The organism is Kribbella sp. NPDC055071 (assembly GCF_053608045.1).
On record NZ_JBSGUS010000014.1, the window covers coordinates 123,985 to 148,963 of the forward strand.

Here is a 24,979-nt window from a genome sequence, read left to right on the forward strand (position 1 = left end):
GCTGCAACCTCAGGTCCACCTGAGGTCAAGGCACTAGTCCATGGACACCTTGTCGAAGAGGGTCGTGGTGAAGCGGACGTCGACGCCGACGGTGTCGCCGACTGCGGGGGGTGCCACGGACGACGGCAGGAACAGCATGCTGGCCTGCATGTGCGGCGGCTCGGCGAACCAGCGCTGCTTGGTCTCGATGGTGAAGGGCGACAGCGCCATGCCGGCCGCGTCCAGGCTGCCCTTGGCCATCGCGATCGCGCGCTGACGGACGGTCGCGGCGGCGGTCGGCGCCTCCAGGCCGACGCCGTGGGCCGTGCCGCCGGAGACGACGAGGATGTGGCCGTCGCCGTTGACCCGGCGCTGCCGGTAGCCGACGCGCTCACCGCGGCGCACCGAGTGCACATCGAGCACGGTCGCCCGGACCGTCAACGCGCCACGGTCGCCGAGCCAGAGCCCGGTGCCCATCCGGAGCCGCACGTTCTCGCCGATGTCGCCCAGCTTCTGCGCCGGTACGTGCGACACCCACAACGCACCCTTGCGTACGTCGATCGCCGCTTTCGCCAACTGCTGCGCCTCGCGGAGGTTGGCCGACGTACCGCCGGCGCCCATCGGGAAGTGCAGCGACCAGCCCTCGAACCTGATCCGGTCGAGCGCGTTCAGCAGCATCGTGTGCCGCAGCTCGCGGGCGCCGATCCCGTGCCGCCGCATCGAGGTCATCACCTCGATCAGCACCCTGCTCCCGGCCGGGATCGAGACCAGGTCGGCGAGCCGGCTGACCGTGTGGATCACGTTCTTGCTCGACGGGATCTCCAGGAACGGCCGCCACGGCGACAGTACGACGACGTCCTCACGCGGATCCGGTGGCACCTCGAAATAGGTGCCGACAGCAACGGTACGCGCGCCGAGCGCGCGCGACTCGGCCAACAGCCGTTGGTTGCCGAACCCGTACCCGTTGCCCTTCGCGACCGGGACGATATCGGGGGTCCAGGTGGACCGCAGGTGATCACGCCATCGATCGGAATCGACGTGCAGGACTAGGGGCATGGTGTCAACGCCGTCTCATGTAGAGGTCGAATGCGGTGTAGAGCGCCTTGTTCAACGGCAGATCCCACTCACCGACGTATTCGACGGCCTCGCCGCCGGTGCCGACCTTGAACTGGATCAACCCGACATGCGGGTCGTTCGGGTCCAAGGTGTCGGTGATGCCCCGTAGGTCGTACACGGACGCGCCCGCGGCGAGTGCGTCCGACATCATCCTCCACTGGACCGCGTTCGATCCACGGACGTCACGCTTCGCGGTCGAACTGGCCCCGTAGGAGTACCAGGAGTGTTCGCCGACCTGGATCCAGATCGTCGACGCGACCAGATCGCCTTCGTGGTAGGCGTTGTAGAGCCGGAAGTCGCAGCAATCGGCCGGCTGGTTCGTCATCGCCGCGTACATCTGCTCGAAGTACGGCAGCCCGCGCGGCGTGAAGTGGTCCCGCTGCGCGGTCTCGACGTACAGCTGGTGGAACGCCTTGAGGTCCTCCGGCCCGCCCAGCGTCACCTCGACGCCGGCCTTCTCCGCCTTCTTGATGTTGCGACGCCACTGCTGGTTCATACCCTTCAGCAGGTCGTCCAGGCTGCGGCCGGCCAACGGGAGCTGGAAGACGTACTGCGGTTGCCCGGCGGCGAATCCCTCGCCGACCCGTGGCGGCTTCCAGCCGAGCTTGCGCAGCTGCGACGTCACGATCTCACCGGACGGCTCGATCACATCCGGCCGGACGTCGCCGAGCTTCGGCTGCTGACCGCCGGCGATCGCGTCCTTGATCGCCTTCGGGCCCCAGCGCCGGGCCGCGACCGGCGGACCCATCCGGATACCGAAGGCGCCGCGCTCCTGCATCAGCGCCGAGAGCGGGCGCAGGTACCGGCCGAGGTCGATCGCGTCCCAGTCGATCACCGGGCCCTGGGGGAGGTACGCCAGATACCGCTTCACCTTGGGCATCTGGCGGTAGAGGACCAGGCCGGCGCCGATCAGCTCCGACGAGACCGCCGGGTCGTACCAACCGAGTGACTCCGCCTTCCACTCTTTCTTGACGCCTGCCCACCCCGGGGTCTGCAGGAAGCTGGCCGACGGTTGCGCGGCGATGAACGCCGCGTGCTCGTCGGCGGAGATGGTCCGGATGCTCAAGTCACTCACGGTCGGTCAGGTTACCGGCCCGAAGCCCTCAGGCGTAGCCGAGCCGGTGACCTGATCAAACCTCCGGGGGCACGACGTTCTCAGTGGCCAAGAAGTTCGAGTGACACGTCCCACAGCCGCGTGGCCGCCTCCGGGTCGAGTGCGTACGACGCAACGCCCCTGGACTCGTCGCCCGTGGCAGGGAGCGCTTCGTTGTTGTCCTCGAAGTATTTTCCGGTCACACCGCTGACCAGTGGCGACGCGGCCAGCAGCACCGAAGTGGAGGCGCCTTGCTCGGTTGTCTTCCACGGGTACTTGTCCCAATCCGCCTGCACTTCCGGCGACAGATGGCGCTGCAGGGCGGTTCTGATGCCACCGGGCATCAGTGCATTGATCACGATGCCCTCGCTCGCCCAGCGCTTGGCGCCCTCGACCGCGAACAGCACGTTGGCGGTCTTCGACTGCCCGTACGCCGACCACGGGTCGTACGGCCGGTGATCGAACTGGATGTCGTCGAAGTGCACGTCCGAACGCAGGTGCGCGCTCGAGCTGACCGAGACGATCCGGGCATCACCGGCGGCAGCGAGAGCGTCGTACAGACCGATTGCCAGGCCGAAGTGCCCGAGGTGGTTGGTGGCGAACTGGTGCTCCCAACCCTCCGGCGTACGGGTGAGTGGCTCGGCCATCACGCCGGCGTTGTTCACCAGGATGTGCAGCGGGCCGTCCCAGCCGGCGGCGAACGCCCGGACCGACGCGCGGTCCGCGAGCTCGAGCGGCGCGACGAACACGTGGCTGTTGCCGGTGGTTTCGATGATGTCCGCCGCGACGCGCTCGCCGGCGGCGGTGTTGCGGGCGGCGAGGGTGACCTCGGCGCCGGCCGCGGCCAGCGCACGGACGGTCTCGACGCCGATGCCCGAAGCGCCGCCGGTCACGACCGCGCGCCGGCCGGTGAGGTCGACGCCGTCGATGACCTCGGCAGCGGTGGATTCCCGGGTGAAGGGGGTGGTGATCCTGCTCATCAGGGCACTTCCTGTTCTGCGAGCTACGCTTAACCGGAGGATCCTCCGGTACCGCCCAGTTAAACGGAGGCACCTCCGATTATCAAGTCCGCTAAATTGTGGGCTCGGGAGGGAGCGGACATGTCCAGTACGAGTGAGCGTCCGCTGCGCGCGGACGCCCAGCGCAATCGCGAGCAGATCCTGGTCGCGGCGGCGTATGCCTTCTCGACCTGCGGCCTCGAGACGACGCTGGAGGGGATCGCGAAGAACGCCGGTGTCGGTATCGGCACGCTGTACCGCCACTTCCCCACCCGCGAGCTGCTGATCGAGGCGGCGTACCGCAACGAGCTGGCGCAGGTGTGTGACGCCGCGCCCGAGCTGCTCGACTCGATGCCTCCCGCCGACGCGATGCGTGCCTGGCTGGGTCGTTTCGTCGACTACATGACCCGCAAGCTGGGGATGGCCGACGCACTCCGCGCCGTGATCGCGTCGGGCGCCAATCCGTACGCGCAAAGCCTCGAGCTGCTGAAAGGCGCGATCAATCCCCTTCTCGCGGCCGGCGCCGCCTCCGGTGAGTTGCGCACCGACGTCACCGCCGAGGACCTGCTGACCAACGTCAGCGGCATCGCCCTCGCCACCGGCAAAGACCGAGCCCAAGCTGACCGCGCCCTGGACCTCCTCATGGACGGCCTCCGCTACCGCGCGTGAGCGGGCGGGCTTCTAGGCTTGCTCGATGCGGAGAGTGGCGTTGGTGACGGGGTCGGCGTCGGGGATCGGGGCGGCGACGGCCCGGCGGCTGGCGGCGGACGGGATGACCGTCGCAGTGCACTCGCGCTCGAGTCGCGACGCTGGGATGGCGTTGGCTGCGGAGCTTGGTGGGTCGTATCACCAGGCTGATCTCGCGGACGATGCCGCGGCTTCGGCGTTGGTCCCGGAGGTCGTGGCCGAGCACGGACGGCTCGACGTACTGGTGAACAACGCCGGGATCAGCTGGCCCGTGCCACATGCGGAGCTCGATGGTTTGAGTGCTGCCGACTGGCGGCGGGTGCTCGACGTGAACCTGATCGCGCCGTGGCTGTTGTGTACGGCGGCTCTTCCCGCGCTCCGCGAATCCGGCGGCTGCATCGTCAACGTGACCAGCCACGCGGGTGTGCGGCCGAAGGGAAGCTCGGTCGCGTACGCCGCTTCCAAGGCGGCACTGAATCACGTCACGAAGCTCCTGGCCGCGGCGCTCGGGCCGTCGGTCCGCGTCAACGCGGTTGCGCCGGGTCTGGTCGACACGCCCCTCACCGCGTCGTGGACCGACGCCCAGGAGCTGTGGAAAACCTCGAGCCCGATGCGTCGTGCCGCTCAGCCGGCCGACGTCGCGGACCTGATCTCCGCCCTTGTCCAGAACACATATCTGACCGGCGAGGTCGTCATACTCGATGGTGGCCTGAACCTGCGCTAAATGTCGGCGGCGGCTTCTACGATTCTGGGATGTCTTTGGGTCGGGACTTCGGTCGGTTGTGGGGCGCGTTTGCTGTTAGTGCGTTCGGATCGGCCGTCAGCCTCGGTGCGTTGCCGCTGATCGCCGTGCTTGTGCTCGGTTCGAATACGTTCCAGGTCTCGATGCTGGCGGCGTTGTCCGCGGTCGCTGGTGCCGCGCTCGGGCTGCCGATGGGTGATTTCATCGAGCAACGGCACAAACGGCCGGTGATGATCGCAGCGGATCTGGTCCGGTTCGGAGTCCTGCTGTCGGTGCCGATTGCCGCAGCCTTCGACGTGCTGACCTACGCGCAGCTCTGTGTTGTGGGTGTCGTCAACGCCGCCGGGATGATCGCGTTCCAGGCGGCGAGTGGCGCGCACCTGAAGGCGCTGGTCCCGTCCGCCGGCCGGGCCGAGGCCAACAGCAAGTTCGAGCAGACCAACTGGATCGCGCTGAGCGTCGGTCCGGCGGTCGGTGGCGGGCTGGTCAGCCTGGTCGGCGCCACAGCGACGCTCGCAGTCGATGGAGTGTCGTTTTTGCTGTCTGCGCTGGGCATCCGGCGGATCCAGCAGCCCGAGCCAGAGCCGGTACGGCGAGATGGCAAGCCCGACCTCACCGCCGGATGGCGGTACATCATGCGCCATCGCGGGCTCGCGGTCCTGTTCTGGAACTCGCAACTGTTCGGCGGTTCGGTGATGATGACGCCACCACTGCTGGCGGTGTTCATGCTGCGTGACCTCGGTCTGGCGCCGTGGAGTTATGGAGTGTTTCTCGGCGCGTCATGTCTCGGCGGCGTGCTGGGTGCGCAGGTCGCGCCGGCGCTCACCCGGCGGTACGGACTGCATCGAATGCTCGTCGTGTTCGGCGTACTGCGGGCTCCGTGGTTGTTGCTCTTTCCCTTGGCGCCACACGGTTTCGGCGGGTTTGCCCTGCTCACCGTGGCCGAGTTCTTCCTGTTGGTGGCCGCCGGCGTCTTCAACCCGTCCTTCGCGACGTACCGGATGGAAGTTACCGAGGACGGCTTCATGTCCCGTGTGATTGCGGCGTGGTCGATCAGCTCCCGCTCCGTCCAACCGGCGTTCATTGCCCTCGGCGGCATCCTCGCCAGCGTCCTGACCCTCCGAGGCGCCTTCTGGGTAGCGGGAGCATGCTGCTTCCTCAGCGCCGCCGTCCTCCCCTGGCGCGCCGCCAAGCCCGCCGCCGTACCAGAGCCGGCCTGACTCTGCTGCTGCGCTACCGTCAGGCCCATGGCACCCCCGGAACCGGATCCCGCTGCTGCTGACGCCGTTCCTGACCATGAGACCGATGGTGCGGACGAGGGCGCGGCCGAGGAGGAGACTGAGGAGGAGACCGAGCCGAAGGTCGATGCGGGCGAGGCTCGGCGAACTCGGACCGGTTTCCTGTTCACGTGCGCCGGGCTGACTGGGGCGGTCGCGGTCTTTCAGTTGTCCGGCGCGCTGATCCAGGCCGACAAGTACGACGCACTCGCGTGGGTCGGCGCAGTCGTCGCGTTGGTCGCCTTCGTCGTGTTGATCGTTGGGTATATCGCGTGTGCCATCGGCCGCGTGACACTGCGGACCAAGCTGATCGGCCGCTTCGACTTCTTCGAGGTCAGCACGGCCGTGGTCCTGCTGGCGATCGTCGCCGGCGTCTTCGTCGTACCGGGCAGCACGACCGCGCTCGCGCTACTGCTGCCGTGGGCACTGACCTACTGGCTCCACAACCTGAACCCGGAGCTGGACTCGCCGGCTACTTGAGGTGAGCGCGGAGGTAGTCGATGTCGGCCTTCTGACCGTGATTGGCGTCCGGCGTCTCGACCACGACCGGCGCACCGGCCGCCTGCACGACCGCCACGATCTCGGCCGGGTCGATGTGACCCTCCTCGAAGTTGCTGTGCCGGTCCGCGCCCGAGCCGAACTCGTCGCGTGAGCCGTTCGCATGGACGAGGTCGATCCGTCCGGTGATCGCCATGACCCGCTCGACGACCGTCGGCAGGTCCTCACCGGCGGCGTGGAAGTGACACGTGTCCAGGCAGAAGCCGACGTTCTCCAGACGGTCGTTCCCGGACGACTGAACGGCATCCCACAGTCGCGCGATCCGGTCCAGCTGGCGGGCCATCGCATTCTCCCCGCCGGCCGTGTTCTCGATCAGCAGTGGGACGGGCAGCTCGGCGCGCTCGATGCACTTGCGCCAGTTGTCGAACCCGGCCTCCGGATCGTCCTCGTCACCGACGTGCCCACCGTGCACGATCACGCCCTTGACCGCGATCTCGGCGGCCTTGTCGAGCGTCTGCTGGAGCAGCTTGCGGCTCGGGATCCGGATCCGGTTGTTGGTGTTCGCGACGTTCAGCCGGTACGGCGCGTGCACGTAGAGGTCGACGCCCGCGGCGGCCGCCCGGTCCCGCAACGCCTCCGCGCCGTCGGCATACGCGAGCTTCGGCGCCTTGTAGTCCTGTGGATTGCCGATGAAGAACTGCACCAGCTCGGCACCCCGCTCGGCCGCCTCGGCCAACGGGTCTTCCTGGTCCACATGCGCACCCAGCTTCAAGCTCATGACCCCACCCTAGAACCGCGCTCCGACAGTTCTCACCCGCAACCCCACCTCGCCGCGGGCAGGGCCCGTATCACGCAGAGTTACCGGAACTGGCCTGTGGATATGGTCAAGTCGGTGTCCGGACGCTGGTATTCTTTGGATGTGGCCCGGTCCATCGACCGGGCTCGTTGCTTGGCGCCGACGGCAAGTGTCGGCGTGAAGCGCACCGCATCGCCCTCCTGCCACGGAGAGACCGTGGCCGCCAAGTCCGAAGGAGGTGGAGTTCGCGCATGCGTCGTTATGAAGTCATGGTGATCCTCGACCCGGAGCTCGATGAGCGCACTGTCGAGCCGTCCATCGACCAGTACCTGAACATCGTCCGCAAGGAAGGTGGCACGGTCGAGAAGCTCGACATCTGGGGTCGCCGCAAGCTTGCCTATGACGTGAAGAAGAAGTCCGAAGGCATCTACGCCGTCGTCGACCTGACCGCCGAGCCGGCGGTGGTGAAGGAGCTCGACCGTCAGCTCACGCTGAACGAGTCGATCCTCCGTACCAAGGTCATCCGGCCGGACCAGCACTGAGCCTGGGGTCGTCAGCAACCATCGGTACTGTCGGCGCAGGCCGCTACTGATAGTTGTTGACACAGTCACACCCGATAGCAGGAGGAACGGCAATGGCAGGCGAAACCGTCGTCACACTGGTCGGCAACCTTGTCGACGATCCTGAGCTCCGGTTCACCCCGTCCGGTGCGGCCGTCGCGAATTTCCGGATCGCGTCGACGCCACGGACCTACGACCGGCAGTCAGGTGAATGGAAGGACGGCGAGTCGCTGTTCCTCAGTTGCTCCGTCTGGCGCCAGGCCGCGGAGAACGTGGCCGAATCGCTGCAGCGAGGCATGCGCGTGATCGTGCAGGGCCGGCTCAAGTCCCGTTCGTACGACGACCGTGAGGGCAACAAGCGCACGGTCTTCGAGATCGACGTGGACGAGGTCGGGCCGAGCCTGCGCAGCGCCACCGCCAAGGTGACCCGGGCGATGCGCTCGGGCCCCGGCGGCGAAGGCGGCGGTGGCAACTTCGGTGGTGGCGGCAACCAGGGCGGCGGCTTCGGCGGCGGCCAGGGCGGCGGCCAAGCCGGTGGCGCCCCGCAGAGTGACCCCTGGGCAACCCCGCAAGGCGGTGGCGGCCAGGCCGCTCCGCAGAACGACCCCTGGGCCAGCCAGGGCGGCGGCTCGATGGAGGAGCCTCCGTTCTGATCCGGTCCTGGATCGTGAACTGACAGCACAGACCATTCCGGCACGTGTGCCGGGCTCTGGAAGGAAGAGAGCACCACAATGGCCAAGATCATTCGGAAGCCGAAGAAGAAGGTTTGCGGCTTCTGCAAGGACAAGGCGACGTACGTCGATTACAAGGACACCGCGCTGCTGCGCAAGTTCATCTCGGACCGCGGCAAGATCCGCGCCCGCCGGGTGACCGGGAACTGCGTGCAGCACCAGCGCGATGTGGCCACCGCAATCAAGAACGCTCGTGAGGTGGCCTTGCTGCCGTACACGAGCACGGCTCGCTGAGGGAGGTTCGGACCATGAAGCTCATCCTGGCGCAGGAGGTCGAGGGCCTCGGGGCTCCCGGCGACATCGTCGAGGTGAAGGACGGCTACGGCCGCAACTACCTGGTTCCGCGCGGCCTGGCCATCGGCTGGACCCGCGGCGCCGAGAAGCAGATCCACTCGATCAAGCGGGCGCGCGACGCCCGGGCGATCCAGGGCAAGGAGCACGCGAGCGAGGTCAAGAACCAGCTCGAGCAGCTCAATGTCACGCTCGGCGTGAAGGCGGGTGACACCGGCCGGCTGTTCGGCTCGGTCACCCCGGCCGACATCGCCGCGGCGATCAAGTCCGCCGGCGGCCCGCTGGTCGAGAAGCGCGCGATTGCGATCGCGTCGCCGATCAAGACCACCGGCAAGCACCAGGTCTCGGTCCAGTTGCACCCCGAGGTGGCCGCCACGGTCCGCCTCGAGGTCGCAGCCGGCTGACCCCGGCACAGCACGACACCACAGGCCCGCGCCCCCCTCGGGGGACGCGGGCCTGTGCCATATCTGTTCCCCGTCAGGCGGTAGCACCCGCGCCGCGCGTGGGGTCAGCCTGGTTTGGGTTGGGGCCAGGTGGTGGGGCCGGGGTCGGGGCCGTTGAGGTCCGGCTTGGTGACGACTGTCCATTGGACCGGCACCGGATCCGAACCGCTGCCCGCCCCCGGAGCAATGACAGTCGGCCAGGTGACCGGATCAGGATCGTCGGCCGCCAAGGCCCGCCCCGGTGCCATCAGCATCAGCAGCGCCAGAAGTCCGCCTGCGGCTCGGGCCGCCGGCTTCACTTCTTGTCCAACGCGTAGAGGACCGAGTTGTGCACGACGATCGCGTGCCCGCCGACGATGCCCCAGGGCCGCGCGGTGTTGGCCGCCAGCGTGTACGACTTGCCGCCCGGCGTGGTGGCGACCGGCGTACCGCTGACTGTGCCGTAGATCGTCGTACCGGTGATCGACTGCGGGGTGAAGGAGGTGTAGATCGATGTCGTGTGCTTGCCGAAGTTGATCAGGCACTCACCCCACGCGGCGACCTTGCGCCCGATGTCCGGGACCCACTGCCACCCGGCGGCCTTGTCCGTGTCGGTGGTCTGGCAGGTGGCGACGACGGCACCGTTGGCAGACGAGTGGACGGCCGGGATCACCTTCTCCGGGTCCGCGGTCTTCCACAGCACCAGGGCCAGACCTGGGCTTGCGGCAACAACCCGGTCGATACCCTTCGACCCCTTCGGTGGCTTCGGGTCCAACTCCTGCAGGTCGTGATCCGGTTGACTCCAGTAGAGCGGACCGGCGTACCGGGCCATCAGCGCCCGGTCGCCCTCGGCCAGCAGGATCGTCGCCTCCCGCTTCTGGTTCGGCACCGCCTTGATCTGGCCACCGGAGATCACGCCGTCGCCGGCCTCGTCCGACATCTCGATCAGTGGCGAGGTGCCGAAGTACTGGACGTCGGCGCTGTTGGGCAGCTTGATCGCCTTCGGCAGCGCGCCGTCGCCGGGCCAGTAGTACAGCGTGTCGTCGGTGGCCGCCGCGAGCACCGGCTTGTCGTCGATCATCGTGTACGACGGAACCGGGAACTGGTTCGGCAGTGTGTCCTGGTAGATCACCTTGCCGGTTCCGTCGAACACGGCCAGCTTGCTGTCCGGCGTCAGTACGGCGACCTCACTCCCGTCGGGTGACACGACGGGAGTGGTGTTCGGTGCGAGGTCGACCGTCCAGCTCGCGTTGGTGGACCACCCCGGCGGCACCGGTCGGGCGACGAACTGGTCCGGGCCGACGCTGGGAGCCGGTAGCTGCGGCAGCTTCGGCGAGGCGGTCGGCTTGGGGGTCCCGTCGCTCCCGGACACGACGAGATAGACGCCGGTCCCCGCGATCAGCACGAAGGCCACGGCGGCGGCCAGGATGATCGGCACCATCGACTTGCCGCCACGGCCGCCCTTACGCCCACCCTCGGGTTCGATCGCCTCGACCCGGCCGTCCGGGTGGATGACCAGCGGCCAGGAGGCACCGTCGGACTCCACCGCGGTCGCCTTGACCGGCCGCCCGAGCTGGCCGGCCCGGTCGCTGACGATCGCGATCGCGGCCTGTCGCGGATCGTGGTGGTTGACCGGGTGACTCCGGCCGGCGATCTTCACCTCGGCGTTGTGGTCGTCGTACAGGTGAATCGTGACCTTGGGCCAGGACGGGATCTTCTCAGCCACGACGACCTCTCATTCCCGCCACAGGTTCCCCTCGTTCATCCGACTTCGACGTCCTCGTTCTAGCATGTCTCCCGCACGACGCATGCCAGGGTTTCCGGGCAGGCAGAAATCACGCGGGCCGGGCGGCTCGACTGACCCCGACAAGGGGGTAGAAACATCCTCGCCTGTGGATGGGTCACGAAAGTACACCCGGAAAGCGAGAGAATACTGTGGGCGACAGCCTGTGACGCAGCGCGAGAGGAGGGGCCATGACGCAGAACCCATGGACTCGGCAGCAACAGCCGCCGGATTCGGGGTCACCGGAGTCGGTCGCCCCTTCGGTTCAGCCGGACTTCGGTCCGCGCGGACCGTCCGCGCCGCAGCACGGCGTTGCGCCGCCCGCGGAGGACCAGCGGCTGCCCAAGTTCGCGATCCCGGCCGCCGACACGCTGTGGTGGGTCGGTGTTCACGGCGGCGCGGGCGAGACCACGATGTCGCAGTTGCTGCCCGGCACCCGGGCCGCCAACCATCGCTGGCCGATTCCGCCGCCGCCGGTGCCGACCCCGGTGGTTCTGGTCGCCCGGACCCACGGCTCGGGTCTGCGTGCAGCCCAACGGGCCGCGATCGAGTGGGCGTCAGGTGTCGTCCAGGGAGTCGCGGTGCTGGGTCTGGTGCTGATCGCGGACGCTCCCGGGCGGTTACCGCGCGTACTCGACGACTTCGCCGACATCGTCGGCGGCGGCGTCCCGAGGGTCTGGGACATCCCGTGGATCGAGGAGTGGCGCCGAGGGGAGGGTCCCACGCCTGACAACACTCCGGACGAGGTTTTCGAAGTCCTTGAATCCATCTACGCTCTTCGCGCGTCATAGCCAGCGGACTATCCCGCCCCATACGGAAAGGCAGTACTGAGATGATGTTGGTACACCTGATCACGGAGGCCACGAACCAGCTTCCGCTCATCGACATCGACCCCGGCACCGGTGACGCACCTCCCGGTGCCAACGGGCTCAAGAAGGTCATCAGCTGGGTCACCTGGATCGCGTTCGCCATCTGCGTGCTCGGCATCATCATCGCCGGCGCGATGATGGCCGTCGGTCAGCGCCGCGGCGAGGGTGGCGAGCACGCGGCCCGGCTGGGCTGGGTGCTGGCGGCCTGCATCGTGATCGGCTCGGCCTCGGGCCTGGTCGGCCTGCTGCAGACGACCAAGTGACGCTGATCTGCCGCGGGCGCTGAGCAGCGATGGCACTGTTCGGGCGGGATCCAGACGCCGATGACGATGACGACGACGCAGGCGACGGCACGCGCTTCTGGGAGGAGCGCGGGTTCGTCGCCGCGACGATCGTCATCGGCGCCGTGCTGGTCTGCCTGCTGGTCTGGTTCTTCCTTCGCGATGGTTCGGGCACGCCGGCCACCGCGCCGACGGTGACCCCGACCAACGTCATCCCCACCGAACGGTCCAGCGAGGAGCCGTCCGTGCCGCCCGCCACGCCGACCGAGGTGCCGATACCTGGTGGCACCACGACTCCGACCACGCCGCCACCGCTCAACAGCGCAACGGGCGGCTGCCGGAACAGGCACCCGGACCAGAGGGAGCCGGTGGCAGCGCCGCCGGCCGTGACCTGGCAGTTCGAGGGCGACCTGCTCATCCCGCTCCAAGCGGCCGGCGGGCCCGCGATCACCTCCGGGTCCGGTGTGCGTTCCTGCTTCGCCCACTCACAGACCGGAGTTGTGCTCGCGGCGATGGTCCTGCTCGGTCAGATCGTGAATCGGAGCCTGACCGAAGAGGTGCTGCGGACGCGGTGCCTGCCCGGACCCGGACAGACGCAGGCGCTCGCGGACCTCCGCACGCCGGCCACGCCGACGACGAAGGCACAGGTCCAGTTCGCCGGCTTCAAGATCCTCGACTACGAGCCCACCAAGGCCATCCTCCAGATCGCTGTCCAGCTCAACCACCAGAGCTACGGTTCGCTGCCGGTGACGATGAAATGGGTCGGTAGCGACTGGAAGGCCGTGCTGAAGGCCGACGGTTCGTTCAACGGCACGGTCGCTCCCGACGTGCTGTCGTCGCTCGACGGCTACGTCAGATTCGCGGGGGCGGCATGATCGCACTCGGCTGTTCGCTGGCGCCCTGGGACTGGGACGACTGCCTCGAGAAGTGGCTCGGCCAGGCACTGAACGCGGTTCTGCCCGGATTCTTCAGCAAGATCTTCGACGCGATCGCCAAGGTCGTCGTGGACGCGGTGGAAGCGGTCCTGAAGGCCGTCGGATTCCTCTGGATCTACATCAAGACCCCGGACATCTCGGACAACGGTCCCGCCGGCTGGATCCAGTACCACACCAACTACGTCCTGGTCTCGGCGGCGACTCTCGCCGTCATCGTCGGGTGCATCCAGATGGCCGTCTCGCACCGTGGCGAGCCGCTGCGCGAGATCCTGAAGATGCTGATGACCATGGTCGTGGTGTCGGCCGCCGCGACGACGTTCGCGGCCGTGCTGATCGACTCCGCGGATCAGTTCTCCACCTGGATCATCGGTCAGGCGCTCGGCGCGGATGAGCACGCCTTCGCGCTCCAGCTCGCCGAGCGGATGACCGAACCGCTGCAGTCTCCGACCGAACAACTCGGCTTCGTCATGATCATCCTCGTCGGCATCCTGATGGTGATCACCGCGATCATCCAGCTGGGCCTGATGATCGTCCGCTACGGGATGCTGGTGTTGCTGGTCGGTGTCCTGCCCTTGACCGCCTCGGCCACCAACACCGAGATGGGGATGATGTGGTTCAAGAAGGCGGTGAGCTGGCTGGCCGGATTCATCCTCTACAAACCAGTGGCCGCGCTGATCTACGCCACTGCCATCAAGCTCATCGCGGCCCCCGCTGCCCCGAAGGGCGTGAAGCCGCCGGACGGAACGCCAGAGACACTCAAGCTCATCATGGGCGTCACCATGATGCTCATCGCGGTCGTCGCGCTGCCCGCTATTCTCCGCTTCGTCTCACCGAAGACGTCCTGACATGATTCCACTGGGGTGGGACTGGCTGAACAACCTCATCGGCTATGTCACCAAGGCGATCGGTGAGGGTATCGAGAGGCTCATCGTCATGATCTTCCAGCCGATTCTTGACGCCATCGCCCAGGCCATCACCGTGGTGATGGGCACCATCGGGACGTTCTGGATCTACGTTCCCACGCCGGCGGTAGGCAACGTCGACACCGGGGATCCGGCCAACGACACGGTGCTGTGGATGTGGCAGCACACGGCGTACGTCGCCTGGGCCGTGGCCGTCATCGGACTACTGGTCGGCTGCATCCAGATGGCCTGGAGCCAGCGCGGCGAGACGGCGCGCGATCTGCTCCGGTCCTTGATCACGCTGGCCGGTGCGGCGTTCTTCTCGGTCGCGGTGGCGCAGGCGTTGATCGAGTTCTTCGACAAGTTCTCCGACTGCCTCGTGACCACCGCACTCGACGACACCGGCAGGCAATGGGTGTGCGGCATCGGTAAGGCCCACGGCAAGGGTTTCGGTGAGACGATCGCGGCCATGGTCGGCCTGTCGGCGCCGACAGGCCTGATCGGTCTCGGTCTGATGATCACCATCGGCATCCTCACCGTGATCGCGGGAGTGATCCAGATCGTGCTGATGGTGGTCCGCTCCGCCATGCTGATCCTGCTGCTCGGCGTCCTGCCGGTCGCCGCGGCCGCGACCAACACCGAGATGGGCCGGAGCTGGTTCAAGAAGATCGTCGCCTGGATCCTCGCCTTCGTTCTCTACAAACCGGTGGCCGCGATCGTCTATGCGACCGCGATAAGACTCACCTCGAACAACGGGAAGGGCCTGAACTTCGCCGGCGCCGACGTCGGCAGCCAGATCATGAACATGGTCACCGGCCTGACGATGCTCGTGCTCGCGCTGTTCGCACTGCCGGCGCTGATGCGATTCATCGTGCCGATGGTCGGCGCCACGGCCGGCGGCGCCGGGGCGGGCATGCTCGCGGCCAAGTTGGTCGGCATGGACAAGCTCGCCGGTAAGGCGCAGCAGTCCATCGACAGCCACAACCAGGGCAGTGAAACCGGCGGCGAGGGCGGCCCGACCGGAGCCCAACCGGTCGGCCCGAACCAGGCGCCGAGCGGAGCCGGCGAAGGAGCGGGTGCCGGCGCGGGCGAAGGTGCGGGCGCGGCGGCCGGCGGCGAGGGAGCCGGCGCAGCGGCAGCAGCTGGTGGTGGTGGCGGCGGGGCTGCAGCCGGCCTCGGTGCGGCGGCAGCGCCGGTCGCGGCCGTAGCCGCACCGGTGGTCATCGTCGGGGCGGCAGTCGCCGAAGGCGTCAAGGCGGTCAAGAAGATGACCGACGAGGCCACGAAGGCGACCATCGGCGACGGCTCGAGTGGCGAGTCCGGCGGCGATGGTGGCGGTGGTGGCGGTGGTGGCGGTGGCGGTGGCGGCGGTGGTGGAGGCGGCGGCGGTGGCGGTGGCGGCGGTGGACCGACCGGCAGCACCGGCACCCGGCGCGACACCCGCCGCGACGACGACCGGGCCCGAGCACAGCAGGACAACTCACGCGACCAACGACCACCGGACGGACCACGTGGCAGCGGCTGACAACGTACGAAGCGCCCCTCGCACCTACGGCAACTGGCGGCAGCCGGCGTCGGCGGGTATCGCCGGCCTGGGCACCCTCGGCACCGCGATCATGATGGGCGGTCTGCTCCTGACCATCATCGTGATGATGGCCGGCGGGATGATCGCCGCCGTGATCACCCTGGTGATCGTCGGGGTGGCGCTGCTGATGCTGATGACGAAGGACAAGCACGGGCAGTCCGCCCTGCAACGGCTCTCGACCCGGATTGGATGGCAACGAGCGAAGATGGCCAAGCACAACATCTACCGGTCCGGCCCGCTCGGACGGACCGCCTGGGGCAAGTTCCAGATCCCCGGCCTGGCCGCCGCGTCCCAGTTGAGCGAGTACCGGGACTCGTACGGTCGCCCGTTCGCGCTGCTCTTCTACCCGAGCACGCGGCACTTCACCGTTGTCATCAACGCCGAGCCCGACGGTGCCTCCCTCGTCGACGAGGACCAGGTGGACGTCTGGGTGGCGCACTGGGGCCAGTGGCTGGCGTCGCTCGGCCACGAGCCGGGCATCGTCGCCGCATCGGTCACGGTCGAGAGCGCGCCCGACACCGGAATCCGGCTGCGCCGCGAGGTCGGCAACAACATGATGGACGGTACGCCGGCGATCGCGCGGGCCATGCTGACCGAGGTGGTGCAGACCTACCCGGAGGGCTCCGCGTTGCTCTCGGCCCGGGTCGCGCTGACCTTCAAGGGCACCGACCGCAGCGGCAAGCGCCGCAAGGAAGACGACATGGGCCGCGAGCTCGCGTCCCGGCTGCCCGCCCTGACACAGAGTCTGAACGCCACGGGCGCGGGCGCGGCTCGCCCGGTGACGGCGCAAGAACTGTGCGAGACGATCCGGATCGCCTACGACCCGGCGTCCGCCGTACTGATCGACGAAGCGCGCGGTCAGGGGATGGCACCGGAGCTGCAGTGGACCGACGTCGGGCCGGCCGCCGCGCAGGGGTTCTGGGACAGGTACCGGCACGACTCCGCCTGGTCGGTGACGTGGCAGATGACCCAGGCTCCGCGAGGCGAGGTGTTCTCGTCAGTGCTGTCCCAGTTGGTCGCGCCGCACATCGACATCGATCGCAAGCGGGTCACGTTGCTGTACCGGCCGCTGGACGCGGCCACCTCGGCCCGGATGGTCGAGGCCGACAAGCGCAACGCGTCCTTCCGTGCGACGACGTCGAGCCGACCGACCGCACGAACGATGGCGGAGGCGCGCGCCGCGGACCGGACCGCGCAGGAGGAAGCGCGGGGCGCCGGCCTGGTCAACTTCGGCATGGTCGTCACCGGCACCGTGATGACGGCGGAGCAGATCCCGGACATGATCGCCGCGATCGACAACCTCGGCGCCACCGCGCGCATCCTGCTCCGGCCGGCGTACGGCTCGCAGGACTCCGCGTTCGTGGCCGCGCTGCCGCTGGGCGTCGTACTGCAAAGTCACCTCTCCGTCCCGGCCGGCCTGCGCGAGTCGCTATGACAACTGGGGAGTCGCAATGAGCAAGAAGACGAAGCCCGTCGATCCGTCCAAGCGGGGCAAGCGGCCGATGCCGCGAGGCTGGCCCGCGCCGGGTGGCGGCTACTCGACCTATCTCCAGGCGCCGGCGGAGTGGCGCGGTACGACGGTGCAGGTCTGCGGGCTGTGGCCGTTCGCGGCCGGCACCGGCAGCCCGATGGTCGGCGTACCGATCGGGCGCAACATTCTCTCCGGCGCGACCATGTGCTGCGACCCGATCAGCTGGTTCATGCGAGCCAAGCTGATCTCGAACCCGTCGATGTTCGTCCTCGGCAAGCCGGGTCTGGGCAAGTCGACGATCACCCGCCGGATGGCGCTCGGCCTGGCCGGGTACGGCGTTCAACCGCTCGTGCTCGGCGACCTCAAGCCGGACTACAAGGACCTGATCCAGGCGCTCGGTGGTCAGGTCATCGAGCTCGGCCGTGGCCGTGGTCACCTGAACGTGCTCGACCCGGGCGAGTCCCGCAAGGCAGCGCTTCGCTTGACCGGCAAGGCGCGTGAGGCGATCCAGGCCGACGCGCACGGCCGCCGCCAGACGATGGTGTCGGCGCTGATCTCGATCATGCGCGCGTCGCCGCCGAACGACCGCGAAGAGACCATCATCGACGAGGCGCTGAAGGTCCTCGACGAGCGCTACACCGGTACGCCGGTGCTCCGCGACCTGCTCCAGGTCATCCAGGAAGCCCCGGACCGGGTCCGCAACGTGGCCCTGGACCGCGGCAGCCTGGACCGGTACCGGCAGATCACCGAGGGTCTCGAGGCGTCGCTGATCGGTCTGGTCGGTGGTGGCCGGCTCGGTGAGATCTTCTCCGAGCAGACCGACAACCCGATGCAGATGGACCGTCCGGTCGTGTTCGACGTGTCCAACATCGACGACTCCGAGACGAACCTGCAGGCCGCCGTACTGCTGGCCTGCTGGTCGTACGGGTTCGGCGCGGTCGCGGTCGCCCAGGCGCTGGCGGCGGCCGGGCTGGAGCCGCAACGGCACTACTTCGTCATCCTCGACGAGCTGTGGCGGGTGCTGCGCGCCGGTCGTGGTCTGGTCGACCGCGTCGACGCGCTGACCCGCCTGAACCGGCAGCGCGGTGTCGGGATGGCGATGATCTCGCACACCATGTCCGACCTGCTGGCACTGGAACACCCCGAGGACCGGATGAAGGCGAAGGGTTTCGTCGAGCGGTCCGGCATGGTCATCTGCGGCGGCCTGCCGCGCGCCGAGATGGAGAACCTGACCGAGGTCGTGCCGATGTCGGAGGAAGAGCAGAACATGCTCATCGGCTGGCAGGACCCGCCCGCGTGGGACCCGGCCACCGGAGAGGAGGCCGCGCCCCCCGGACGCGGTAACTTCCTGGTGAAGGTCGGTGGCCGGCCGGGGATCCCGGTCCACGTCGGCCTGACCTCGGTCGAGCGCGAGATCAACGACACCAACAAGCTGTGGAAGACCGGTGCCGACGGCAAGCCGATGAAGATCGAGGTCGCCGCCGACGGGACCGAGGAGGTCGTCGGGGAGTACAGCCTGGACGATCCGGCGTTGCTGCCGCCGCCCGACCCGACCACCCGGGTGGTCGCCAGAACGGGAGTTGACGAGTAATGGCCCAGGGCAAGAAGAGCACGGGACCGGGTGGCCTCTCGGTCGAGTCGATCCTGGTCTTCATCGGGGTCAGCCTGTTCGCGATCATCGTCCTGGGCGTGTGGGGTGCGCTGAAGATCGCCGCCGCGATCAACAACACCCGCCCGATCCCGAATCCGATGACCACGCTGGCCGAGCTGATCGCCGGCAAGCTGCTCTGGTCCGGTGCGGCCACCGGCGTCCTGATCCTCGAGGTCCTCGTGCTGGCCGGTATCGGCCTCGGTGGGTGGATGCTCGCCCGGCGGCGCAAGGAGACCACCGGCCGGGTGGACAAGACGGCGTTCCTGATGTCGAAGCGGTCCGAGATCTTCAAGCTCACCCGCGAGGGCGCGCAGGGGATCGCCGACCGGCTCGGCGCCGGGCATGCCGGCCCCGGCATCATGATCGGCCGGACCGTCCGGGACAACCTCGAGGTGTTCGGGTCCTGGGAAGACATGCACGTGGACATCTGGGGCCCCCGAACCGGTAAGACCACGTCCCGCGCCGTACCGGCGATCCTGGACGCGCCGGGCGCGGTGGTCGCCACGTCGAACAAGCGCGACATCGTCGACGCCACCCGCGGACCGCGCACGGAGAAAGGCCCGGTCTGGGTCTTCGACCCGCAGGAGGTCTGCGAGGAGCCGCCGAGCTGGTGGTGGAACCCGCTGAGCTACATCACCGACGAGACCAAGGCCCGCGAGATGGCCGAGCACTTCGTCGCCTCGCAGCGCCAACTCAACGCCCAGACGGACGCGTTCTTCGATGCCGCCGGTCAGGATCTGCTGGCCGGTCTGTTGCTCGCCTGCGCGGTGGCGAAGCGGCCGATCACGCAGGTGTACTCGTGGCTTGCCGATCAGCGCAACGACGAGCCCGAGCGCATTCTTCGCAACACCCCGGGCCTGCACCTGTCCGCGGACGCGCTGGCCGGTGTCATCAACGCGCCGGACAAGCAGCGCGCCGGTGTCTACGGCACCGCGCAGCAGAGCGCGCAGTTCCTGGTCAACCGCAAGGTCACTCGCTGGGTCGTCCCGCAGGGACCGAACGACACCCGTCCGCAGTTCAACCCGCACGAGTTCGTCCGCCAGGGCGGCACGCTGTACAGCCTGTCCAAGGAAGGCGCCGGTACGGCGGGACCCCTGGTCACCGCGCTCACGGTCGCCGTCGTCGAGGCGGCCGAGCAGTTCGCCCGCGGTTGTCCGATGGGCCGGATGCCGAACCCGCTGGTCGGCGTGCTGGACGAGGCAGCCAACGTCTGCCGGTGGAAGAACCTGCCCGACCTGTACAGCCACTTCGGCTCCCGCGGCATCGTGCTGATGACGATCCTGCAGTCCTGGGCCCAGGGCCAGGAGTGCTGGGGCGACCACGGCATGGAGAAGCTCTGGTCCGCCGCGAACATCCGGGTGTACGGCGGCGGCGCCTCGGACTCGAACTTCCTCGAGCGGCTGAGCAAGCTGATCGGTGACTACGACATCATCTCGAGCTCCGTCTCGTACAACGAGGGCAAGCGCGGCACCAGCCGGCAGACGCAGCGACACAACATCATGGAGGTGTCCGACCTGGCCTCGATGCCGCCGGGGCGGGCTGTTGTCTTCCCGTCCGGTATCCCCGCGACGATGGTGAAGACGGTGCCGTGGTTCACCCGGCCGGACGCCGGCGCGGTGAAGGCGTCGTTGGCGAAGTACGATCCGGGCGCGAGCGCCACCTCGGGGGGCAGCGCGAACCCGTGGGTCGTGGCCGGCGGTGGACAGCCGGCGCCGATTCCGCGTGGCCCGGAGAAGCCGGTCTGGGAACAGAACCAGGAGCAGCACGGTGGATGGTGAACAGGAACTCTTCTACCCGCATGTAGCGGCCTTCGTCGAAGACCGGTTGATCTATCTGTACACGCGGAGGATCGGGCAGCAGTTCATCTGGTGCCCGGAGTGGTACCGGCACGCCGAGGCCCTGAGCCGGCTGGACTCGATCTGGCGCGCCTGGGAACACCTGCGGCTCGACCCGGCGACCGGGATGTCGGTCTGGTGGCGCGACCACGCGGACCCGCACATGATGGCGCTGCTCGATCCGGACGGTCCGTTCGCGGCGTGCCGTGGCGCGCATACGGACTACCCGATCCCGCCACTACCGGTGGAGGAGCCGCCCGCCGGTCTCTTCTTCGACCAACGCCAACCGAACATCCGCAGCGTCTGATCCGGGCCGGTCTTGGTGTCGGCCTGGGTCAATCACCCAGGCCGAGGTCGGGCTCGGCGCTCACGTGCTGCGCTCGCTTGCGCTTGAGCTCCGCCTCACGACGGCGGTGCCGGGCTCTGGCGGCGTATTCGTCGGCGGCGATGGCCTGACCGTCGGCCACCCTGGCCTCGTGCTCGGCGGCGACGCTGCGCTCGTGCTGTTGGTCGAGCTCGGCGAGGTCGCGATGCCTGCGGCTGTCCAGCTCGGCGAGGTGGGCGAGGCGGTAGGCCTCGGCCGCGTCGAGTTCGGCGTTGGTGGTCGCCCTGGCGGTGGCGTCGAGGGTGTCCTGGCGACGGCGGCGCTCCTCCAGTTCGCGCTCCTCGCCGCGCGCACGTTCGATCTCCTCTTCCGCGAGATCGGCGGTCACATCGTCGTCCGGGTCGGCCATACCGCTCCTTTCCTCCGGATCCACGATGCCGCACTCCGGGGTCAGCGGGTAGCTCCTGTCACCAGCCATCCGTCGCGTCGTTCGCGGGTCGTCAGCGTGAGCAGCCGCAGCAGCATGAACCCGCCGAACGCCCACCACAGGGCGACGATCCCGCCGTCGAGCCACAGCACACTCAGCGCCAGCGGTACGTAGAGAACTAGTGCGATCACACCGGCCACGGCGAGATACGGGCCGTCGCCGGCTCCGATGAGTACGCCGTCCAGGACGAACACGATCCCGTTCACGGGCTGCCAGAGCGCCGCGACGACGATGACGGCCGCGAGCGTCCGCCGTACCTCCGGATCCGAGCTGAACCACGGGACGTAGACATCGCGCAGCCCCCACAGCGCGAGACCGCCGATCACTCCGGAGAACAGGCCCCACCACATCATCCGGCGAGTGATCGCGCGAGTGCCGGCCACGTCGCCTGCGCCCAGTGAGCGGCCGGTGAGCGCCTGCGCGGCGATGGCGATCGCGTCCAGGGCGAGCGCGAGGAACGACCAGAGCGTGAACGCGACCTGGTGTGCCGCGACGGACGTCGTACCCAGAGCCGTTGCGACGAAGGTGAGCAGGATGATTGCCACCCGCAACGTCAGGGTGCGGACGATCAACGGCACGCCCATCTGCGCGGACGCGAGGATACCCGGCCGATCCGGTCGGAGCTTCGCGCCGTCGCGCCTGGCCCCGCGGACGACGACCACCACCAACGCCACCCCGGCGGCCGTTTGGGCGAGCGCCGTACCGAGTGCCGATCCGGCGATGTTCAGGTGCAGGCCGTAGACGAGTAGGACGTTCAGGCCGATGTTGAGCAGGTTGGCGGTGATCGCGACGATCATCGGTGTCTTGGTGTCCTGCAGACCGCGCAGTACGCCGGTTGCCGCGAGCAGGAGCAGCATCGACGGGATGCCGAAGCACGAGATCCGCAGATAAGTCACCGCATAGTCGGCGACGTCTGTGGAGGGGTTGAACGCCGAGATGGCTGCCGGTGCCAGGACAAGCCCAGCCACAGCCAGTACGACGCCCAGCAGCAGCGCCAGCCACAGTCCGTCGATGCCCTGTGCGAGCGCGCCCTTGTGATCACCCGCGCCGATCCGTCTGGCGACCGCGGAGGTGGTGCCGTACGCCAGGAAGACGCAGACGCCGACCAGGGTCTGCAGGATCGTCCCGGCGACCCCGAGCGCCGCGAGTTGCGGCGTACCGAGATGTCCGACGATGGCCGAATCCGCCAGCAGCATCAACGGCTCGGAGACCAGCGCGAAGAACGCCGGGACAGCCAGCCGGAGGATCTCTTTGTCCTGGTCCCCGATCAGCCGCCGGAGCCGGGTCCTTGCCGTCACCACGCCGCGTCGTGAAGGCGGTGTGGTGTCATGAGCATGGGCCCCATTGTGCCTGACCTGGGCTGTGCACAGGCGCCGGATCCCGGACTGCGGAAGAAGTTCTGAACTTTTTCTTCTCCACAGTTGTTGATGTGAGAAACCGCAGGTCAGAGCCGTGTTGTGGGCCGTCGTCCGCAGATATCCACAGGGTTGTGCCCAACCTGTGCACACCACCGGGTGGGGTTTCCCACAACTCATCCACACCCCCTGTGGACGACCGGATACCACCTGGTGACGAGACCGGCGTACGGTCGCGTGCCTAGGAGTTGTACCGACGCCATCCGCCCGCAGTCTCGGGGGCGAGTCCGCCTGCGGAAGGTGTCTGTTTCGACGGGCGGCTTATTGTCCGTGGGTCAGGCTAAGGTTCGATCAGGTGTTCGAGCCCGGCTTCTGTAAGTGGCGCAGGTGGTTGGGCAGCGGCGGACTGGGAGGTCGGGCACAGTGAGCGTGGCGGAGTTCCGCGGGGGGCAGGGCGGCGGGCAGGAAGAGCGTCGTCCGGAGATGGGCTTCGACCGCACCCCACCCCAGGATCTGGCGGCGGAGCAGTGCGTGCTCGGCGCGATGATGCTGAGCAAGGACGCGATCGCGGATGTGATCGAGACGCTCCGCGGGACGGATTTCTACCGCCCGGCGCACGAGTCGGTCTTCGACGCGATCACCGACCTGTATGCGCGCGGCGAGCCGGCCGACGCGATCACCGTTGCCGCCGAGCTGAACAAGCGCGGCGACATGGCGCGGATCGGCGGAGCGCCGTACGTCCACACTTTGGTGGCCTCGGTCCCACTCGCGGCAAACGCGGGGTACTACGCGCACATCGTTCGGGAGAAGGCGATCCTGCGCCGCCTGGTCGAGGCCGGCACCAAGATCGTCCAGCTGGGGTATGCGGGCGAGGGTGAGGTCGACGACGTCGTCGACGAGGCGCAGGCCGAGATCTACTCGGTCACCGAGAAGCGCACGACCGAGGACTACGCGCCACTGAAGGACATCATGGAGGGCGCCCTCGACGAGATCGAGGCGATCGACTCCCGTGGTGACGCGATGGTCGGCGTGCCGACGGGGTTCACCGACCTGGACGAGCTGACCAACGGTCTGCACCCCGGGCAGATGATCATCGTCGCCGCCCGTCCCGCGATGGGGAAGGCGCTCGCCCTCGACACCCCGCTGCCGACGCCGACCGGCTGGACCACGATGGGCGAGGTCGCCGTCGGCGACCAGCTGCTCGATGTCAACGGTCAGCCGACCACCGTGGTGGCGGCGACCGAGGTGATGGTGGACCGGCCGTGTTACCGGCTGACGTTCTCCGACGCCGCCACGATCGTCGCCGACGCCGAGCACCAGTGGCGCGTCGAGGACGGCGGTCGCCCGGTGGTCTGCACGAGCGCCGATCTGTTCACGGCGATGTCAGCGAGTCCCGGACTGACACCGCCGATCCCCGGATCGGCGCCCCGGCAGATCACCGGGCACGGCTTCCCGGCCGCGCTCGCCGGTGAGGGCGAGCGCCGGCTCGAGTGGATCGACGAGGTCGCGAGCGTGCCGGTGCGCTGCGTCGAGGTGGACAACCCCGACCATCTGTTCCTGGCCGGCAAGACGATGATCCCGACCCACAACTCCACCCTGGGCCTTGACCTCGCTCGCTCGGCGTCGATCCGGCACGGCCTGACCTCGTGCATCTTCTCGCTGGAGATGAGCCGCAACGAGATCACCATGCGGCTGCTCTCCGCCGAGGCCAAGGTCCCGCTGCACCACATGCGCAACGGCAAGATGACCGACGAGGACTGGGCCCGCCTGGCCCGCAAGATGGGCGAGGTCTCCGAGGCACCGCTCTTCATCGACGACTCTCCGAACCTCACCATGATGGAGATCCGCGCCAAGGCCCGCCGCCTCAAGCAACGCCACGACCTCCGCCTCATCGTCATCGACTACCTCCAGCTGATGACGTCGGGCAAAAAGGTCGAGTCCCGCCAACTGGAAGTCTCCGAGTTCTCCCGCTCCATCAAACTCCTCGCCAAAGAACTAGAGCTCCCCGTAGTAGCCATCTGCCAGCTCAACCGAGGCTCCGAACAACGCTCCGACAAACGCCCCATGGCCTCAGACCTCCGCGAATCAGGCTCGCTGGAACAAGATGCCGACGTTGTCATCCTCCTGCACCGCGAAGACGCCTACGAACGCGAATCCACCCGCCCCGGCGAAGCAGACTTCATCGTCGCCAAACACCGCAACGGCCCGACCGCCGACGTCGTTGTAGCCTTCCAGGGCCACTACTCCCGCTTCGTAGATATGGCGCACGACGGCTAGTTGTTGCTAGCAGCAACTTTGAGGAATATTCAG

Annotated in this window: 26 protein-coding genes; 18 read left to right on the top strand and 8 right to left on the bottom strand. The window is 68.1% G+C overall.

Annotation, left to right across the window (positions count from 1 at the left end; all coding sequences use genetic code 11):
- Positions 1-33: 33 nt before the first annotated feature.
- The 3 genes from ACWF4Z_RS23335 to ACWF4Z_RS23345 form a co-directional block, all read right to left on the bottom strand.
- The gene (locus tag ACWF4Z_RS23335) at positions 34-1,035 is read right to left on the bottom strand and encodes an alanine racemase (RefSeq protein WP_452245232.1); all 1,002 of its coding nucleotides are present in this window, start codon (positions 1,033-1,035) and stop codon (positions 34-36) included.
- Between the two features lie 4 nt (positions 1,036-1,039).
- A complete protein-coding gene (locus ACWF4Z_RS23340; RefSeq protein WP_452245233.1) occupies positions 1,040-2,170 on the bottom strand; it encodes a lipid II:glycine glycyltransferase FemX in 1,131 nt (376 codons plus the stop codon).
- Between the two features lie 80 nt (positions 2,171-2,250).
- Positions 2,251-3,168, bottom strand: coding sequence for an SDR family NAD(P)-dependent oxidoreductase (locus ACWF4Z_RS23345; RefSeq protein ID WP_452245234.1), 918 nt, complete (start codon positions 3,166-3,168; stop codon positions 2,251-2,253).
- A 120-nt stretch (positions 3,169-3,288) separates the two neighbouring features.
- Between ACWF4Z_RS23345 and ACWF4Z_RS23350 the strand changes: the two genes are divergently transcribed.
- Genes ACWF4Z_RS23350 through ACWF4Z_RS23365 form a run of 4 tightly spaced genes read left to right on the top strand, consistent with a single transcriptional unit; the run spans position 3,289 to position 6,372 of the window.
- Positions 3,289-3,855: a TetR/AcrR family transcriptional regulator gene (locus ACWF4Z_RS23350; protein WP_452245235.1), complete on the top strand. Its 567-nt coding sequence runs from the start codon at positions 3,289-3,291 to the stop codon at positions 3,853-3,855.
- Positions 3,856-3,880: 25 nt separating this feature from the next.
- Positions 3,881-4,597, top strand: coding sequence for an SDR family NAD(P)-dependent oxidoreductase (locus ACWF4Z_RS23355; protein WP_452245236.1), 717 nt, complete (start codon positions 3,881-3,883; stop codon positions 4,595-4,597).
- Positions 4,598-4,626: 29 nt separating this feature from the next.
- Positions 4,627-5,835 (top strand): MFS transporter, encoded by a 1,209-nt coding sequence (locus tag ACWF4Z_RS23360; RefSeq protein WP_452245237.1) that lies wholly within the window; start codon positions 4,627-4,629, stop codon positions 5,833-5,835.
- Between the two features lie 27 nt (positions 5,836-5,862).
- A complete protein-coding gene (locus tag ACWF4Z_RS23365) occupies positions 5,863-6,372 on the top strand; it encodes a hypothetical protein (protein WP_452245238.1) in 510 nt (169 codons plus the stop codon).
- On the opposite strand, the gene ACWF4Z_RS23370 is transcribed toward ACWF4Z_RS23365, so the two are convergent.
- Entirely contained in the window at positions 6,365-7,168 is an 804-nt protein-coding gene (locus tag ACWF4Z_RS23370) for a deoxyribonuclease IV (RefSeq protein WP_452245239.1), read from the bottom strand. The genes ACWF4Z_RS23365 and ACWF4Z_RS23370 overlap by 8 nt on opposite strands.
- Positions 7,169-7,437: 269 nt before the next feature.
- Here ACWF4Z_RS23370 and rpsF point away from each other — a divergent pair, with 269 nt between their 5' ends.
- From rpsF to rplI, 4 genes are all read left to right on the top strand, one after another.
- Positions 7,438-7,728, top strand: a complete 291-nt coding sequence (gene rpsF, locus ACWF4Z_RS23375) for a 30S ribosomal protein S6 (protein WP_130386399.1) — start codon at positions 7,438-7,440, stop codon at positions 7,726-7,728.
- 92 nt (positions 7,729-7,820) lie between these two features.
- A complete protein-coding gene (locus ACWF4Z_RS23380; protein ID WP_452245240.1) occupies positions 7,821-8,399 on the top strand; it encodes a single-stranded DNA-binding protein in 579 nt (192 codons plus the stop codon).
- 78 nt (positions 8,400-8,477) lie between these two features.
- Positions 8,478-8,711, top strand: a complete 234-nt coding sequence (gene rpsR, locus ACWF4Z_RS23385) for a 30S ribosomal protein S18 (protein ID WP_012924539.1) — start codon at positions 8,478-8,480, stop codon at positions 8,709-8,711.
- A gap of 14 nt (positions 8,712-8,725) precedes the next feature.
- Positions 8,726-9,172, top strand: coding sequence for a 50S ribosomal protein L9 (gene rplI / locus ACWF4Z_RS23390; RefSeq protein WP_452245241.1), 447 nt, complete (start codon positions 8,726-8,728; stop codon positions 9,170-9,172).
- A 104-nt stretch (positions 9,173-9,276) separates the two neighbouring features.
- On the opposite strand, the gene ACWF4Z_RS23395 is transcribed toward rplI, so the two are convergent.
- Positions 9,277-9,510, bottom strand: a complete 234-nt coding sequence (locus ACWF4Z_RS23395) for a hypothetical protein (RefSeq protein ID WP_452245242.1) — start codon at positions 9,508-9,510, stop codon at positions 9,277-9,279.
- On the bottom strand, positions 9,507-10,916 hold the full coding sequence (locus ACWF4Z_RS23400; protein WP_452245243.1) for a hypothetical protein: 1,410 nt from the start codon (positions 10,914-10,916) through the stop codon (positions 9,507-9,509). Before ACWF4Z_RS23400 ends, ACWF4Z_RS23395 begins: the two co-directional genes overlap by 4 nt.
- A gap of 248 nt (positions 10,917-11,164) precedes the next feature.
- On the opposite strand from ACWF4Z_RS23400, the gene ACWF4Z_RS23405 reads away from it, so the two are divergent.
- From ACWF4Z_RS23405 to ACWF4Z_RS23445, 9 genes are read left to right on the top strand one after another with little or no spacing between them, the layout of a single operon-like run.
- Positions 11,165-11,764: a DUF6668 family protein gene (locus ACWF4Z_RS23405; RefSeq protein WP_452245244.1), complete on the top strand. Its 600-nt coding sequence runs from the start codon at positions 11,165-11,167 to the stop codon at positions 11,762-11,764.
- Positions 11,765-11,805: 41 nt separating this feature from the next.
- The gene (locus ACWF4Z_RS23410; protein ID WP_452245245.1) at positions 11,806-12,105 is read left to right on the top strand and encodes a TrbC/VirB2 family protein; all 300 of its coding nucleotides are present in this window, start codon (positions 11,806-11,808) and stop codon (positions 12,103-12,105) included.
- Between the two features lie 29 nt (positions 12,106-12,134).
- Positions 12,135-12,998, top strand: a complete 864-nt coding sequence (locus ACWF4Z_RS23415) for a hypothetical protein (protein ID WP_452245246.1) — start codon at positions 12,135-12,137, stop codon at positions 12,996-12,998.
- Positions 12,995-13,903 carry a type IV secretion system protein gene (locus tag ACWF4Z_RS23420; protein ID WP_452245247.1) on the top strand — a complete coding sequence of 303 codons (909 nt, stop codon included), beginning with the start codon at positions 12,995-12,997 and terminating at the stop codon, positions 13,901-13,903. Before ACWF4Z_RS23415 ends, ACWF4Z_RS23420 begins: the two co-directional genes overlap by 4 nt.
- Position 13,904: 1 nt before the next feature.
- Positions 13,905-15,485 (top strand): hypothetical protein, encoded by a 1,581-nt coding sequence (locus ACWF4Z_RS23425; RefSeq protein ID WP_452245248.1) that lies wholly within the window; start codon positions 13,905-13,907, stop codon positions 15,483-15,485.
- A complete protein-coding gene (locus ACWF4Z_RS23430) occupies positions 15,472-16,980 on the top strand; it encodes an SCO6880 family protein (RefSeq protein WP_452245249.1) in 1,509 nt (502 codons plus the stop codon). Before ACWF4Z_RS23425 ends, ACWF4Z_RS23430 begins: the two co-directional genes overlap by 14 nt.
- Before the next feature lie 16 nt (positions 16,981-16,996).
- On the top strand, positions 16,997-18,607 hold the full coding sequence (locus ACWF4Z_RS23435; RefSeq protein ID WP_452245250.1) for an ATP/GTP-binding protein: 1,611 nt from the start codon (positions 16,997-16,999) through the stop codon (positions 18,605-18,607).
- On the top strand, positions 18,607-20,445 hold the full coding sequence (locus ACWF4Z_RS23440) for a type IV secretory system conjugative DNA transfer family protein (RefSeq protein WP_452245251.1): 1,839 nt from the start codon (positions 18,607-18,609) through the stop codon (positions 20,443-20,445). The genes ACWF4Z_RS23435 and ACWF4Z_RS23440 overlap by 1 nt, the downstream gene beginning before the upstream one ends.
- Positions 20,435-20,809, top strand: coding sequence for a DUF4913 domain-containing protein (locus ACWF4Z_RS23445; protein ID WP_452245252.1), 375 nt, complete (start codon positions 20,435-20,437; stop codon positions 20,807-20,809). The genes ACWF4Z_RS23440 and ACWF4Z_RS23445 overlap by 11 nt, the downstream gene beginning before the upstream one ends.
- 28 nt (positions 20,810-20,837) lie before the next feature.
- On the opposite strand, the gene ACWF4Z_RS23450 is transcribed toward ACWF4Z_RS23445, so the two are convergent.
- Together ACWF4Z_RS23450 and ACWF4Z_RS23455 are read right to left on the bottom strand one after the other, a co-directional pair.
- A complete protein-coding gene (locus ACWF4Z_RS23450; protein WP_452245253.1) occupies positions 20,838-21,305 on the bottom strand; it encodes a hypothetical protein in 468 nt (155 codons plus the stop codon).
- The gene (locus tag ACWF4Z_RS23455) at positions 21,278-22,612 is read right to left on the bottom strand and encodes an MATE family efflux transporter (protein ID WP_452245359.1); all 1,335 of its coding nucleotides are present in this window, start codon (positions 22,610-22,612) and stop codon (positions 21,278-21,280) included. The genes ACWF4Z_RS23450 and ACWF4Z_RS23455 overlap by 28 nt, the downstream gene beginning before the upstream one ends.
- A gap of 540 nt (positions 22,613-23,152) precedes the next feature.
- On the opposite strand from ACWF4Z_RS23455, the gene dnaB reads away from it, so the two are divergent.
- Positions 23,153-24,946, top strand: a complete 1,794-nt coding sequence (gene dnaB, locus ACWF4Z_RS23460; RefSeq protein ID WP_452245360.1) for a replicative DNA helicase — start codon at positions 23,153-23,155, stop codon at positions 24,944-24,946.
- The last annotated feature ends 33 nt before the right edge of the window (positions 24,947-24,979 follow it).